Below are 14185 nucleotides of genomic sequence, written 5' to 3'. Positions count from 1 at the left end.
CAAGCGCTTCGGTCATTTTCGTGCGCTGTTGCACATCTCTTCGAATTTTTATTGCGCTGCACCTGCAAAGGTCCTATTTCCGACATCAGCACTCGACGGGAGAGACGCATGCCCCACGACGGACAGACCCGACAGCCTTCGGCAGCGCTTTTGCCGAATCTTCTGGAGCTGACCTCTGCCGCACTTGAGCCGATACGCGCGGTGGCCGAGCATGCGGCGGTGCAGCTGCGCAAGCGGCTCGCGCCGGAAGGAAAGCTCGCTCAGGGTGCGCTGGAAGCCGAACAGACCGCCGCCCACGGGCTGGCATGGATTGCCACGGTGGTGGAGGCGCTTTCGCAGATGCAGGGCTGGGCGCTCCGGCTAGAGGCAGAGGGGCGATTCGGCGAGATGGAGGCGCTCATCCATCAGATCGCCTTCGGTGAGTATCTCGCCCAGATCAGGGGCGGCATTCCGATGAGCCAGGGCGAGATCGCGCGGCTGGACGAGATCGGCGTCGGCGTGGATGAGCGGGCCGAACTCGAACAGCCCGCCGTGGCCGAGCTGATCGCGAGGGGCAACACGCAGGCGGCCCGCACGCGGCTTGTGGAGCTGATGCAGGCCGCCGAGGGCGCGGCGAGCTTCGGGGCCACCGGGCTTGACGAGGAGCTCGAGATGATCCGCGCACAGTTCCGCCGCTTCGCCGAGGAGCGGGTGGTGCCGCACGCCCACGGCTGGCATCTGCGCGACGAGCTGATCCCGATGGAGATCATCGCCGAGATGGCCGAGCTCGGCGTCTTCGGCCTCACGATCCCCGAGGAATATGGCGGCTTCGGGCTGTCGAAGGCCTCGATGTGCGTCGTCTCCGAGGAGCTCAGCCGCGGCTACATCGGGGTGGGCTCGCTCGGCACCCGCTCGGAAATTGCCGCCGAGCTCATCCTCTGCGGCGGGACCGAGGCGCAGAAGCGCCAGTGGCTGCCCAAGATCGCCTCCGGCGAGATCCTGCCCACCGCCGTGTTCACCGAGCCCAACACCGGCTCCGACCTCGGCAGCCTGCGCACGCGCGCGGTGCGCGAGGGCGACGACTGGCTCATCACCGGCAACAAGACCTGGATCACCCATGCCGCGCGCGCCCATGTGATGACGCTTCTGGCCCGCACCGACCCCGAGACGACCGACTGGCGCGGGCTGTCGATGTTTCTTGCCGAGAAGACGCCGGGCACCGACGATGACCCCTTCCCCGACGAGGGGCTCACCGGCACCGAGATCGAGGTTCTGGGCTATCGCGGCATGAAGGAATACGAGCTCGCCTTCGACCGCTTCCGGGTAAAGGGCGAGAACCTTCTGGGCGGGGTCGAGGGGCAGGGCTTCAAGCAGCTCATGCAGACCTTCGAATCGGCCCGCATCCAGACGGCGGCGCGCGCCATCGGCGTGGCGCAGTCGGCGCTTGATCTGGCGCTGCGCTACGCGCAGGAGCGGCGCCAGTTCGGCAAGCCGCTCATCGCCTTCCCGCGCGTGTCGGGCAAGCTCGCCACGATGGCGGTGGAAATCATGATCGCCCGCCAGCTCACCTATCACGCCGCGCGCGAGAAGGACGGCGGCCGGCGCTGCGACCTCGAGGCGGGGATGGCCAAGCTTCTGGGGGCGCGCGTGGCCTGGGCGGCGGCCGACAATGGGGTGCAGATCCACGGCGGCAACGGATTCGCGTTGGAGTATCCGATCAGCCGGGTGCTGTGCGACGCGCGCATTCTCAACATCTTCGAGGGCGCGGCCGAGATCCAGGCGCAGGTGATCGCGCGCAGGCTCCTCTCCTGAAGGCGCTCAGAGCCGCCGGGCCCAGGCCTCGACAAGGCGCCGCCGGGCCGCCGGCAGCGGGCGTTCGCCAAGGGCGGGCGCCAGCCGGTGCTCGAGGAAATGGCCGGTGGTGCGCAGACCCGCCGCAATCTCCTCGGCCGTCGCCCCTTCGGCGCCCAGAAGGCAGGGGGGCAGCGGCAACAGCCGCTCGGCCCACTCCCCTGCCCCGGCCCGGCTTACCGCCCGGCCGCTCTTCGGCGAGACATAGGCAAGGTCATCGGCCTCGCCGGTGACGGCACAGGCGGAAAGGTCAAGGCCGAAGCCCGTCTCTTCCAGAAGAGCGGCTTCCCAGATGAGGTAGGCCAGCGGCCAGTCCCGGTCGTCTCCCAGAAGGTCGAGAAGCTTCAGCGTGCGCTCATAGAGCCGCGGGTGCGGCTCGCGCTCGGGCAGCGCGAAGCTCAGAAGCGCGCAGACCGAACCGAGCGCCGCCAGCGCCAGCCGGTCGCCCATCACCGCCCCGGCGCGCGCCTTCACCGGCTCCACGGTGTAGCTGCCCAGATGCTCCTCGAGCCGCGCGCGCCATGTCAGTTGCAGCTGCGTGCCGGGCTGGAGAACCGGGGCAAGCCGCCGCCCCGCGCCGCCGCGCACAAGGCCTGCGTGCCGGCCGTGCGCAGCGGTGAAGGCCTCGACAATCGCGCCGTTCTCGCCATGCGGGCGAACGGCGATGACAAAGCCCTCGTCACGCCACTCCATGCCCGGCCCGCCGGGTTGCGCTCAGGCCCGCCCGGCGGCGGCCGAGAGCGAGACCGCATCCACCCCGAGCGACTTGAGCGCCGCGTTCCATTTCTCGCTGTCGGGCGTGTCGAAGACGATCTTCGGGTCAGCGTCGCAGGTGAGCCAGCCGTTCATCTGGATCTCGTGATCGAGCTGCCCCGGCCCCCAGCCCGCATAGCCCAGAGTCGCCAGCCAGCGCGCGGGCCCGGTGCCTTGCGCGATGTCGCGCAGGATGTCGAGGGTGGCGGTCATGGAAAAGGCATCGTCCACCTTCAGCGTCGCGCCCTCGACCTCGTAATCGGCGCTGTGCAGGACAAACCCGCGTCCGGTCTCGACCGGCCCGCCGAAATGCACGGGACGGCCGACGCTTGCCGGGCCCGGGGTGATGCCGAGCTGCTGGAGCATCTCGTCAAGCCGGAGGTTGGGCGTGGGCTTGTTGACGATGAGGCCCATCGCCGCCTCCGGCGAATGGGCGCACATGAAGACGACCGAACGCTCGAAACGGGGATCACCCATTCCGGGCATGGCGATGAGAAGTTTGCCGGCAAGGCCGGTGAAGGATGTCGGCTGTGTCATGGTCCAATAGTGGTGCTTCGGCGCGCGACTGCAAGAGGGCAGCGCCGCGTCATCCGCGCCTTCCTCGCCCCAATGTGATTTCCTCGGCCGCCGTCCGCACCTATGTTCGCGCCATGATCGGAACACTCAGGACGATTTTCGCACGGCTCGCGCGCGATATGGCTCTTGCCCTGGCTCTTGCCCTGGCTTTGGCCGGGGCGGTCTGCCTCGCGGCGGCGGGCCGCGCCGGCGCGGGCGAAGCGGCGCCCCCCGCCCTGTCCGCGGTGGCTTCGGTTGACATCCTGCCCGGCTGGCTCACCGAGGCGGGCACCCGGATGTCGGCGGTCAGGATACGGCTGGCGCCGGGCTGGAAGACCTACTGGCGCGCACCGGGCGATGCGGGCATACCGCCCCGTTTCGACTGGAGCGGCTCGTCCAACCTCGCGGCGGCGGCGCTGCATTGGCCGGCCCCCGAGGTGATCCGCCAGAACGGCCTGACGATCCTGGGCTACCGGACCGAGGTCATCCTTCCGGTCGAAATCACGCCCGAGCGTCCCGGCCCGGTGCGCCTTCACGCCAGTCTCGAGCTCGGGGTGTGCGAGACCGTGTGCCTGCCGGTGGCGCTCACCCTCTCGGCCGAGCTCGCCGGGCCGGGCGCACCCGATCCGCGCATCGATGCCGCGCTCGCCCGCAGGCCGCTGGCGGCACAGGCGGCGGGCGTGGCGCAAGTCCGCTGCACGGCCGAGGACATCGCCGACGGGCTGCGCGTGACCGCCCGCATCGCGATGCCCGCGCTCGGCAGCGGAGAGGAGATCGCCGTGTTCGAGCTGCCCGACCGCAGCGTCTGGATCTCCGAGGCCAGAACCCGACGCGAAGGCGGCGAGCTGGTCGCGATGGCGGAGATGGTGCCTCCCTTCGCCCGCCCCTTCCCCTTCTCGCCGGACGCGCTGCGCATCACGGTTCTGGATGGGAGCGGCGCGGCGGTGGACATCCGCGGCTGCACCGGATGAGGGGTGAGCCGGCCTCAACCCGCCCCGCGCGCCCGCCGCTGCCGCCCCGACAGCGCCATCGCCAAAGCCGCAACCACATAGAGCGCGAGAAGCCATAGCGCGGCGCCGGCAAGAAACACCCCGAGCGCCGTCGGCGCCGGTGCCGCAACCCGAATCGGCACCGGCAGAGCAGCCAGAAGCGCTTCCACCCCCGACGGCAGGCGGCCGCGCACGAACACCGCGCCAAGCGTCAGCGCAAACAGCACCACGACCCCCACAAGGCCGCCCGCAGCTGCCAGGCCGATGCCACGCGCGCGCAGTGGCCGGCCGAGCGCCCGGCGCAGGGCGCGGATGTGCCGCCCAATGTCTTGCCCGATGCCCAGAAGCACCGGCACCAGCAGCAGCACCAGCACCATGCCGAAGCCGAGGCCATAGACCAGCGTGATCACCGTGGGCTTGAGAAACTGCGCCTGCTGAGAGGTCTCGTAAAGGAGCGGCGCAAGCCCCAGCACGGTGGTCGCCGTGGTCAGCAGCACCGCCCGCAGCCGGTCGCAGGCGGCGTCGACGATGGCGGGAAAGAGCCCGCGCTCGCGTGCGTAGGCGTCCACCGTGGTCACCAGCACGATCGAGTCGTTGATGATGATGCCGGTCATGCCGATGAGCCCCACCACCGAAAACATGCTGAGCGGCACGTCCCAGTGCTGGTGGCCCCAGAAGGCACCGATGAGCCCGAAGGGGATCACCGCCATCACCACCAGCGGCCGCGACCAGCTGGCGAAGATCCACGCAAGCGTCAGGTAGATGCCGAGCAGGCACAGAAGAAAGCCCGTGCGCGCATCCGACAGAAACGCGCTTTCCTCCTCCGCAATCCCGGCAAGGCGGATGGAGATGCCGAAGCGCTCCTCGATCTGTGGCAGCAGTTCATCCCGCAACCGCGCGTCGATCTCGGCGGCGCGGGCGGCGTCGTCCTCGGCGATGTCGCCGGTGACGGAGACAACCCGCAGCCCGTTCTCCCGCCTGACGGTGGAAAAGCCCGCACGCCGTTCGACGCTGACGATGTCCGAAAGGCTCACGTACTCGCCCGCCGGGCTCCTGATCTGCATCCGGTCGAGGAAATCGGCCGTCAGCTCGCCCGCGGGCAGCTCCACCCTGATCGTTGCCGAACGCGGACCGTCGGGGAAGCTCGCCGCCTCGATGCCGTTCAGCCGGTTGCGCAGGACACGCCCCAACGCGTCGATGGTGAAGCCCAGCGCCTGCCCCTGCGGGGTGAGATCGAGAATGAACTCCTCCTTGTCATAGGCAAGGCTGTCCTCAAGGCCGCTGACCTCGGGGAAGGTGGCAAGCATGCGCTTGAGCTCCTCGGCGGCCGCCTTGAGCGTTTCCCCGTCCGCGCCGTAAAGCTCGACATCGAGCGCATCGCCGCCGGGTCCGGACCGCCAGCCGCGGAAGCTGATCGTCTCGCTCAGCGGATGGGGGCGCACCTCCTCCTGCAGATCGGCCACGAAGGCGAAGGAAGAGTAGGGGCGAAGGTCGGCATCGATGAGCTCGATGGAGATGGCGCCCAGCTGATGCGGCTCCCTGGTGTCGGAGCCCGAGAGCCCGGGCCCGGCATTGCCGCCGATCTCGGCGATCACGTATTCGACCGGGTTGCGCCCGTATTGCGCCTCGTAGCGCCGGGCGACCGCCTCCACCGCGCGCTGCATCTCGCGCAGCTGGGCGAGCGTGTCTTCGCGCCGCGCTGCCGGCGCCATGGCGAAGTTCCCGGTGACCGAGCCCTGTTCGGGCGCGTTGAAGAAGCGCCACGGCAGATCACCGCGGATGAACGCTGCCGCCTGCCAGGCCAGAAGCGCCACCAACCCGGCCAGCACCGGATAACGGGCGTGGATGACCACCCGCATCAGCCGCCTGAACAGGGTTTCGCGGAACCATCCGAAGGCCGCGTTCACGGCCCGGCTCGGCAGGTCGTACCAGTGGCGCCTTGCCGAGTGGCGCAGGGAATGCGCCATGTGGTTGGGCAGGATCAGGAAGCACTCCACGAGCGAGGCAAGCAGCACCACGATCACGGTGAAGGGAATGTCGGCGATCAGGTCGCCGAAGCGGCCGCCAATGGCGACAAGGCCGAAGAAGGCAATGACGGTGGTCATGGTGGCCGAGAACACCGGCGCGAACATGATCCGCGCGGCGTTCTCGGACGCCTCGACCGGACCTTCGCCCAGCCGCCGCGCGCGGAAGTCGGCATGCTCCCCCACCACGATGGCGTCATCGACCACGATGCCCAGCGTGATGATGAGCGCAAAGAGCGAGATCATGTTGATGGTCAGCCCGAAGGCGTACATCAGCGCGATGGTAGCCGCCATCGCCACCGGAATGCCCGCGGCCACCCAGAAGGCCGTGCGCGCGTTGAGAAACAGGAACAGAAGCGCGAGAACGAGCCCCAGCCCCAACAGGCCGTTGTCCATGAGGATCTTCAGCCGCCCGGTGATGTATTCGGCGCGCGTGCGGATGAGGTCGATGCTCACGCCCTCGGGCAGCGCCGGCGCCATTTCGGCCGCCACCTTCTCCACCGTGCGCTGGATGCCGATGGCGTCGCCCAGGTCGGAGCGGTCGACGCGGATCGACACAGCCGGATTTTCCCCCACGAAATAGGCGCGGTCGCGATCCGCCCCGCCCTCGATCACGCGGCCGACATCGCCGATGGTGAGCTTCGAGCCATCGGGGTTGGAGCGCAGCGCGATGGCGGCGATCTCGGCGGCGCTGCGCTTGGGGCTTCCGGTGCGCACGCGCGCATTCGCTCCCTCCACATCGCCGGCAGGGTCGGCGGCGGCCTCCTCGGCGATCGCGGCAGCGATTTCGGCCATGGTCAGGTCATGGCGGATGAGCGCGATGGAGGGCACCTCCACCACGATCTCGGGCGCGGCCACGCCGCGGATGGTGGTGCGCGTGACGCCCTCGGCGAAAAGGCGGGTGACGAACTCGTCGGCAAACCGGCCGAGCTGCTCCACCCCCACCGGGCCGGTGATGACCACATCGGTCACCCGGTCGCGCCAGGCACCGCGCCGCACCTGCGGCTCCTCGGCCTCCTCGGGCAGCGTGGTGACGGCATCGACGGCCGCCTGCACCTCGTCGGCGGCGCGGGCCATGTCCCAGCCCGGCTCGAAGTCGAGCATGATGGTGGCGCCGCCCTCGCGCGAGACGGCGGTGCTGCTCTCCACCCCTTCCACCGCGAGAAGCGCGGGCTCGAGCAGCTGCACGATGCCGGCATCGACATCCTCCGCCCCCGCGCCGGGCCAGGCAACCGAGACGCTCACCGTCTCGATCACCACATCGGGAAAGAACTGCGCCCGCATGCGCGGTGCCGCGGCAAGGCCAAGCGCGACCAGCACGACCAGAAGCAGATTCGCCGCGGTGCGGTGGCGGGTGAAATAGGAAAGAAGCCCGCCCAGCCGGGCGAAACGCTCCGCCATCGCCTCAGCCTCCCATCCGCGACTCGAGGCGGGCGACCATGGCGGCGGGAACCTTCGGCTGGGAAAGCTGGCCAACAAGGCGCTCCTTCACCTCCCGAGGCATGCGTTCGTTCGACTGGATGAAGGCAATGAGCCGCGCCCGCCGCTCCTCGGAAAGCTCCAGCATTTCCGGCTCGGGGGGCGGCGCCTCTTCGCCCGTGTCGCGCAGCGGCCGCACGCGGATGCCCTCGCCCAGAAGCGGCGAGCGTCGGGCCACCACCTCGCGCCCCGCGAGCGCGCCCGCAGCAACGATCACCGCGTCGCCCTGACGGCGCAGCACCTCCACCTGTGCGACCTCAAGCCGCTCGCCCTCGCCCACCACCAGCACCCGCCCGGCGCCGTCAACCGCCGTGGCCGGCAGGAGCGCGACGCCCTCAAGCTCCGGCTCCTCGATGGTGACGGTGACGAAATCGCCGGGCCGGAAGCCGCGCGCCGCCTCGAGCGTGGCGAAAAGCTGCCGGCCTGTCTGCCCCTCGCCGACCACGGCGCTCTCGCGGCTGATCCGGCCGCTGGCGGTGATGTCGAGCCCCAGCACCTCGAGCGACACGCTAACGTGCGCGGGCAAGAGCCGCCCGTCCGGCCCAAGAAGGCGCGCATACTGCTGGGCGGACAGGCGAAAGGCGACCTCCAGCGCAGCGGCGTCGATGAGTCGCGCGACACGTTCACCGGCCTGAATGATTGCGCCCTCCACCAGCGTCACATCTGCGAGCGTGCCGGCGAATTCGGCCCGTGCTTCCGTCTCGGCCACCCGCCGCTCGGCCTCGGCAAGCGCGATGCGCCGCCGCTCGAGCGCCGTGCGGGCCTGATCCACCCGCGCCTCGGCCTGCGCCAGAGCCTGCCGGCGCGAGACCACCGCCTGCTTTGCCGAGGCCGCGGCCAGTGCGGCCGCCTCCACCGCCGCCTCGGTGCCCACGCCGCGGGCAAGCAGGCTCTTCTGCCGCTCGAGCGCCTGCACCCGCAGCGCCTCCTGTTCGAGCGCCGCCTGAAGATCATCCCCTGCCAGCGTCACCGCCCGCGTGGCCTCGGCAAGCTCCGCCTCGGCCTCGGCCAGATCGGTGCGGGCGACATCCCGCGCGGCTTCCGCATCAGCCGGATCGATGGCGAAGAGCAGCTCGCCCGCCTCCACCCGCCCCCCTTCCTCGAAGTTGGGGCCGATGGCGATCACCGGCCCGCCGGCCGCGGCGCGCAGGTCAAGCGCCCTGCGGCTTCTGATTTCGCCGAAGCTGGTGATTACCGGCGTCACGCGGCCCGGCTCCACGCGCACCACGTCAACGGCAAAAACCCTCTCGCTTGCCCGAAACGGCCGGTCTTCCTTCGCCCAGCGCGCCTGCAGCGCCGAGACGAGAAGATCTCCTGCAAGCGCCAGCAGCCCCGCCGTCAGCGCGGCGAGAAACAGCCCCACAAGCGTGCGGCGCAGAAAACGCATCGGCGCGCAACTCCCGCATGGTCCGGCACCTCAAGATAGTGCCGGCGCAACTGCCCTCCAATCTCCAATGCACAGGCTGATACGCGCCCCGCGCTCACTTCCGTCGCAGATGCTCGTCGAGCCGCGGCATGATCTCGACGAAGTTGCAGGGCCGGTGGCGGTAGTCGAGCTGGAAGGCGAGGATCTCGTCCCAGGCGTCACGGCAGGCACCGGGGCTGCCCGGAAGCGCGAAGAGATAGGTGCCCTGCGCCACGCCGCCCGTGGCCCGGCTCTGCACGGCGGAGGTGCCGACCTTCTGCATCGAGACGATGGTGAAGACGGTGGCGAAGGCCTCGATCTCCTTTTCATAGACGTCGCGGTGCGCCTCCACCGTCACATCGCGGCCGGTCAGCCCCGTGCCGCCCGTGGAAATGATCACGTCAACGTTCGGATCGGCGCACCAGGCACGCAGCTGCGCAGCGATCTCCTCACGCTCGTCAGGCAGGATCTTGCGGTCGGCGAGGATGTGACCCGCCGCCTTGATGCGCTGCACCAGCGTGTCGCCCGAGCGGTCCTCGGCGAGGCTGCGCGTGTCCGACACCGTCAGCACCGCGATGCGGACCGGGATGAATTCCCTGCTCTCGTCAATCCGGCTCATCTCGACGCCTCCCCCTTCACTGGCCGCCCGCTTCCGGCGACACCTCGAACACATGCGCAAACGGGCCGAGATTGACGACGCGCGTTCTGCCGATCCGCCCTTCCTGCCGCCATGCTTCATGGACATGGCCGCAAAGCGCAAGCGCCGGCTGCAGCCGCTCGATGGCGGCTCGGATCGCCGTGGAGCCAACCGAAAGCCCCGCGGACGTCGCATCCGCCACGCCCTTGGGCGGGGAGTGGGTGACAAGCACATCGGCCGCCTCGCAGGCAGCGAGCAGTTCCTCCGCCGCCGCCTCCGTCAGATCGAAGGACCAGGCGCCGAAGGGTGTCACCGGCACCCCGCCGCCAAGGCCGAAGAAGCGCACGCCCCCGATCACCGCACCCTCCCCGTGCAACACCGTCGCCTCAGGTGCCGCCGCGCGCAGCTCTTCGGCGCTTTCGGCATTGCCCGGCACCGCAAGAAGCGGGGCGGCGAGGCCCGAGAGCATCGCCATCGCCTGATCGAGCCCGGCGCGCGCGTTGCAGAAGTCGCCCGCGCCGATGACGAGATCGACACCCCGGCTCGCCTCCACCAGCGCCTCGGCGCGGGTGCGGGAGAGGTGCAGGTCGGAAAAGGCCAGAATGCGCATGTCACTTCCCGTTCAGTTTCGCCTGCAGCTCGAGAAGATCGGCCCATGCCTCGCGCTTGGCATGGGGATTCCGCAGAAGATAGGCGGGGTGGAACATCGGCAGTGCCGGCCGGCCCATCACTTCCGTCCATTGCCCGCGCAGCCGCGTGATGCCGCGCCGGCCCAGAAGCGCCTGGGTGGCGATATTGCCCATCAGCACCAGCACCTCGGGGTCGACAAGCTCGATGTGCCGCTTGAGAAACGGCAGCATCATGGCGATTTCCTGCGGCGTGGGGTCGCGGTTCTGCGGCGGCCGCCAAGGCAGCACATTGGTGATGTAGACGGCATGCGCGGGGTCGGGTGCGTTGCGCGAGAGCCCGATCGCCGCCAGCATCCGGTCAAGAAGCTGGCCCGCCCGGCCCACGAAGGGTCGCCCGATGCGGTCCTCGTCGCGGCCGGGTGCCTCGCCCACGATCATCACCCGCGCCTCCGGGTTGCCGTCGGCAAACACAAGCTGGCGCGCGCCCCGCTTGAGCTCGCACAGATCGAAAGCCTCCATCGCCGCGCGCAGCTCCTCAAGGCTCTGCGCCCGCTCGGCCGCGGCGCGGGCAACGGCGACCGGATCGGTCGCCTCTGCCTGCGCCGGCGCCGGCGCCAGCGAATCAGTGGGCCGCTCCCCCCGCGCCACGGGCTTGTCCAGCACGCGCGGCGCCTCCTCGGGCAGCTCGTAGCGGTTGAGGGGCGTCTCGCCGATCGCCTCGTCGGCGCCCAGCTCCGCCTGCCACTCCAGAAGCGCCCGAATCTCGGCCTGTGTGAGATCGCGTCCCATGCCGCGAAGCTAGGTGGAAGCGCGGGCAAGGTAAACGGCCCCGCGACCGGCCGCCCCCGCGATCCGACGCGCCCTTGCCCGGCCCGGCCGGACGGCAGCGCCAGCGTCCTGTTCCATCACCCTGGTGAAAATACCCATTCCCCCGTCCGGGCCTCGCCCCCCGGTCCGCCGCCTCTCGCTGCGGGCGATTACCCGCGCTTGCCGGCCACCGTTGCCCCGCCCTATAAGCGCCCGAAAGACAAGGGCGGGGCGCAACGATGACATTCCGCAAGGATCACCTCCTGGGCATCGAGCATCTGGGCCCTGACGAAATCCTCGCCGTGCTCGACCTCGCCGAGGGCTACGTCGAGCTCAACCGCGGCCCGCGCAAGCATGCCGACGCGCTCGCGGGCCTCACCCAGATCAACATGTTCTTCGAGGCCTCCACCCGCACCCAGGCCTCCTTCGAGCTTGCCGGCAAGCGGCTGGGGGCGGATGTGATGAACATGTCGATGCAGGCAAGCTCCATCAAGAAGGGCGAGACGCTGATCGACACCGCGCTCACCCTCAATGCCATGCACCCCGACCTTCTCGTCGTCCGCCATCCCCAGTCCGGGGCGGTCGATCTGCTCGCCCAGAAGGTCAACTGCGCGGTCATCAACGCCGGCGACGGGCGGCACGAGCACCCCACCCAGGCGCTGCTCGACGCGCTGACCATCCGCCGCGCCAAGGGCCGGCTTCATCGGCTCACCGTGGCGATCTGCGGCGACATCGCCCACTCGCGCGTTGCCCGTTCCAACATCCTGCTTCTGGGCAAGATGGAAAGCCGCATCCGCCTCATCGGGCCACCCACCCTCATGCCCGCGGGAATAGACAGCTTCGGGGTGGAGGTGTTCGAGGACATGCGCGAGGGGCTCAAGGGCGCGGATGTGGTGATGATGCTGCGGCTGCAGAAGGAGCGGATGGACGGCGGCTTCATTCCCTCCGAACGTGAATACTACCATCGTTACGGGCTCGATGCCGAGAAGCTCGCCCATGCCGCCGATGATGCCATCGTCATGCACCCCGGCCCGATGAACCGCGGGGTCGAGATCGACGGCACGCTCGCCGACGACATCAACCGCTCGGTGATCCAGGATCAGGTGGAGATGGGCGTTGCGGTGCGCATGGCGGTGATGGAGCTTCTGGCGCGCAACCTGCGCCGAAGGAGGGCAGCGTGAGCCTGCTTCTGGAAAACGCCCGGCTGATCGACCCCGAGAAAGACAGGGTCCAGCCCGGCGCGCTGCTCATCGAGAACGGCTGCATCAAGGCGATCCTCTCGGCGGGAGCGGAAATCACGGCCGCGCGCAGCCGCGCCGCCCGGGTGGAAGACTGCGGCGGGCTGTTTCTCGCCCCCGGCATCGTCGATCTCGGCGTGAAGGTCGGCGAGCCGGGCGAACGGCACAAGGAGAGCTTCCGCTCGGCCGGGCAGGCGGCCGCGGCGGGCGGGGTGACCACCATGGTCACGCGCCCCGACACCACCCCGCCCATCGACAGCCCCGAGCAGCTCGAATTCGTCTCGCGCCGGGCGCAGGTCGATTCGGTCGTGCGCATCGCGCCGATGGCCGCGCTGACCAAGGGGCGCGAGGGGCGCGAGATGACCGAGATCGGCTTTCTCAGCGATGCCGGCGCCGTTGCCTTCAGCGATGGCGACCGGGTGGTTGCCGATACCAAGGTGTTCTCGCGCTGCCTGACCTATGCGCGCGGGCTCGGCGCGCTCGTCGTCGCGCATGTGCAGGATCCGGGGCTTTCGGCCGGCGCCTGCGCCACCTCCGGAAAATTCGCCTCGCTGCGCGGGCTGCCGTCCGTCTCGCCGATGGCCGAGCGCATGGCGCTCGACCGCGACCTTGCGCTCGTGGAGATGACCGGCGCGCGCTACCACGCCGACCAGATCACCACCGCCCGTGCCCTGCCCGCGCTGCGCCGGGCCAAGGAAAACGGGCTCGACGTGACCGCTGGCGTGTCGATCCATCACCTCACGCTCAACGAGCTCGACGTGGGCGACTATCGCACCTTCTTCAAGCTCAAGCCGCCGCTGCGCTCCGAGGAAGACCGCCTTGCCGTGGCCGAGGCGGTGGCCGAGGGGCTCATCGATGTCATATGTTCGATGCACACGCCGCAGGACGAGGAGTCAAAGCGCCTGCCCTTCGAGGAGGCGGCCTCGGGCGCGGTGGGGCTCGAGACGCTCTTGCCCGCGGCGCTGCGGCTCTATCACGGCGGAATCCTCACGCTGCCGCAGCTCTTCCGGGTGCTCTCGCTCAATCCCGCGCGCCGGCTCGGGCTCGAAGGCGGGCGGCTCGTGGCGGGTGCGCCGGCCGATCTGGTGCTCTTCGACCCCGACGCGCCCTTCGTGCTCGACCGCTTCACGCTGCGCTCGAAGTCGAAGAACACGCCGTTTGACGGCGCCCGCCTTCAGGGCAAGGTGAAGAAGACCTGGGTCGGCGGGGCGCCCGTGTTCACGGCGGAGTAGGAAGCGCGCGATGGACTGGACAACCCTCGGCCTTGCAGCACTTGCCGCCTATCTTTTGGGCTCCATCCCCTTTGGCATCGTGGTGGCCCGCGCCTTCGGGCTTGGCGACATCCGCAAGATCGGCTCGGGCAACATCGGCGCGACCAATGTGCTGCGCACCGGCAACAAGCTCGCCGCGCTCCTGACGCTGATCGGCGACGCGGGCAAGGGCGCGATCGCCGTTGTGCTCGCGCGGCTCTGGGCGGGCGAGGCGGCGGCGGGCGTCGCTGGCCTCTTTGCCATGCTCGGTCATCTCTTCCCGCTCTACCTGGGCTTTCGCGGCGGCAAGGGCGTGGCCACGGCGCTTGGGATGCTGCTGGCGCTGAGCTTTCCGGCGGGGCTTGCGACCTGCGCAAGCTGGCTCGTGACCGCCGCGATCAGTCGCTACTCCTCGCTCTCGGCCATCGTGGCGATGGCGCTGGCGCCGCTCTGGACGGGGCTTTTCTATCACTGGCACGGGGCGGCGCTGGTGGCGGTGATGTCGGCCTGCGTCATCGCCCGCCACCACGCCAACATCCGACGGCTCATCGACGGGACGGAGCCCAGGATCGGGCGGAAGGGCTGAGCG

At 69.7% G+C, this 14185-nt stretch carries 12 protein-coding genes; 5 read left to right on the top strand and 7 right to left on the bottom strand.

The genetic code is table 11. The features are described from left to right. Positions 1–108 precede the first annotated feature (108 nt). On the top strand, positions 109–1791 hold the full coding sequence (locus BLQ14_RS04170; RefSeq protein WP_092498569.1) for an acyl-CoA dehydrogenase family protein: 1683 nt from the start codon (positions 109–111) through the stop codon (positions 1789–1791). A 6-nt stretch (positions 1792–1797) separates the two neighbouring features. Here the strand turns inward: BLQ14_RS04170 and recO are convergent, their stop codons facing one another. After that, positions 1798–2523, bottom strand: a complete 726-nt coding sequence (gene recO / locus BLQ14_RS04165; RefSeq protein WP_092498567.1) for a DNA repair protein RecO — start codon at positions 2521–2523, stop codon at positions 1798–1800. Between the two features lie 21 nt (positions 2524–2544). After that, a complete protein-coding gene (locus BLQ14_RS04160; RefSeq protein WP_092498565.1) occupies positions 2545–3120 on the bottom strand; it encodes a YqgE/AlgH family protein in 576 nt (191 codons plus the stop codon). Positions 3121–3233: 113 nt separating this feature from the next. Between BLQ14_RS04160 and BLQ14_RS04155 the strand changes: the two genes are divergently transcribed. Continuing rightward, positions 3234–4109 carry a protein-disulfide reductase DsbD domain-containing protein gene (locus tag BLQ14_RS04155; RefSeq protein ID WP_245656941.1) on the top strand — a complete coding sequence of 292 codons (876 nt, stop codon included), beginning with the start codon at positions 3234–3236 and terminating at the stop codon, positions 4107–4109. Positions 4110–4123: 14 nt separating this feature from the next. On the opposite strand, the gene BLQ14_RS04150 is transcribed toward BLQ14_RS04155, so the two are convergent. The 5 genes from BLQ14_RS04150 to BLQ14_RS04130 all read right to left on the bottom strand — a co-directional run bounded on the left by BLQ14_RS04150 (position 4124) and on the right by BLQ14_RS04130 (position 11090). After that, entirely contained in the window at positions 4124–7552 is a 3429-nt protein-coding gene (locus BLQ14_RS04150; protein WP_092498563.1) for an efflux RND transporter permease subunit, read from the bottom strand. Between the two features lie 4 nt (positions 7553–7556). Continuing rightward, positions 7557–9017, bottom strand: a complete 1461-nt coding sequence (locus tag BLQ14_RS04145; RefSeq protein ID WP_092498561.1) for an efflux RND transporter periplasmic adaptor subunit — start codon at positions 9015–9017, stop codon at positions 7557–7559. 94 nt (positions 9018–9111) lie between these two features. Continuing rightward, complete coding sequence (moaB, locus tag BLQ14_RS04140) at positions 9112–9654, bottom strand: molybdenum cofactor biosynthesis protein B (RefSeq protein ID WP_092498559.1); 543 nt, start codon at positions 9652–9654, stop codon at positions 9112–9114. 16 nt (positions 9655–9670) lie between these two features. Further along, positions 9671–10282, bottom strand: a complete 612-nt coding sequence (locus BLQ14_RS04135; RefSeq protein ID WP_092498557.1) for a metallophosphoesterase family protein — start codon at positions 10280–10282, stop codon at positions 9671–9673. A 1-nt stretch (position 10283) separates the two neighbouring features. Next, the gene (locus tag BLQ14_RS04130; protein ID WP_092498555.1) at positions 10284–11090 is read right to left on the bottom strand and encodes a uracil-DNA glycosylase; all 807 of its coding nucleotides are present in this window, start codon (positions 11088–11090) and stop codon (positions 10284–10286) included. 257 nt (positions 11091–11347) lie between these two features. On the opposite strand from BLQ14_RS04130, the gene BLQ14_RS04125 reads away from it, so the two are divergent. Genes BLQ14_RS04125 through plsY form a run of 3 tightly spaced genes read left to right on the top strand, consistent with a single transcriptional unit; the run spans position 11348 to position 14182 of the window. Next, positions 11348–12289 (top strand): aspartate carbamoyltransferase catalytic subunit, encoded by a 942-nt coding sequence (locus BLQ14_RS04125; protein WP_092498553.1) that lies wholly within the window; start codon positions 11348–11350, stop codon positions 12287–12289. Beyond that, a complete protein-coding gene (gene pyrC, locus BLQ14_RS04120) occupies positions 12286–13578 on the top strand; it encodes a dihydroorotase (protein WP_092498551.1) in 1293 nt (430 codons plus the stop codon). The genes BLQ14_RS04125 and pyrC overlap by 4 nt, the downstream gene beginning before the upstream one ends. Before the next feature lie 10 nt (positions 13579–13588). Further along, positions 13589–14182: a glycerol-3-phosphate 1-O-acyltransferase PlsY gene (gene plsY, locus BLQ14_RS04115; protein WP_092498549.1), complete on the top strand. Its 594-nt coding sequence runs from the start codon at positions 13589–13591 to the stop codon at positions 14180–14182. Positions 14183–14185 lie beyond the last annotated feature (3 nt).

It is taken from the genome of Meinhardsimonia xiamenensis (genome assembly GCF_900102905.1).
In the GTDB taxonomy this organism is placed as follows: domain Bacteria; phylum Pseudomonadota; class Alphaproteobacteria; order Rhodobacterales; family Rhodobacteraceae; genus Meinhardsimonia; species Meinhardsimonia xiamenensis.
This window is presented reverse-complemented; position numbering and strand designations above follow the sequence as displayed.

What these genes read in the sequence shown, in the direction of transcription:
- BLQ14_RS04170 (WP_092498569.1), top strand. Translation starts at nt 109, where the DNA reads ATGCCCCACGACGGACAGACCCGACAGCCTTCGGCAGCGCTTTTGCCG.
- recO (WP_092498567.1), bottom strand. Translation starts at nt 2,523, where the DNA reads ATGGAGTGGCGTGACGAGGGCTTTGTCATCGCCGTTCGCCCGCATGGC.
- BLQ14_RS04160 (WP_092498565.1), bottom strand. Translation starts at nt 3,120, where the DNA reads ATGACACAGCCGACATCCTTCACCGGCCTTGCCGGCAAACTTCTCATC.
- BLQ14_RS04155 (WP_245656941.1), top strand. Translation starts at nt 3,234, where the DNA reads ATGATCGGAACACTCAGGACGATTTTCGCACGGCTCGCGCGCGATATG.
- BLQ14_RS04150 (WP_092498563.1), bottom strand. Translation starts at nt 7,552, where the DNA reads ATGGCGGAGCGTTTCGCCCGGCTGGGCGGGCTTCTTTCCTATTTCACC.
- BLQ14_RS04145 (WP_092498561.1), bottom strand. Translation starts at nt 9,017, where the DNA reads ATGCGTTTTCTGCGCCGCACGCTTGTGGGGCTGTTTCTCGCCGCGCTG.
- moaB (WP_092498559.1), bottom strand. Translation starts at nt 9,654, where the DNA reads ATGAGCCGGATTGACGAGAGCAGGGAATTCATCCCGGTCCGCATCGCG.
- BLQ14_RS04135 (WP_092498557.1), bottom strand. Translation starts at nt 10,282, where the DNA reads ATGCGCATTCTGGCCTTTTCCGACCTGCACCTCTCCCGCACCCGCGCC.
- BLQ14_RS04130 (WP_092498555.1), bottom strand. Translation starts at nt 11,090, where the DNA reads ATGGGACGCGATCTCACACAGGCCGAGATTCGGGCGCTTCTGGAGTGG.
- BLQ14_RS04125 (WP_092498553.1), top strand. Translation starts at nt 11,348, where the DNA reads ATGACATTCCGCAAGGATCACCTCCTGGGCATCGAGCATCTGGGCCCT.
- plsY (WP_092498549.1), top strand. Translation starts at nt 13,589, where the DNA reads ATGGACTGGACAACCCTCGGCCTTGCAGCACTTGCCGCCTATCTTTTG.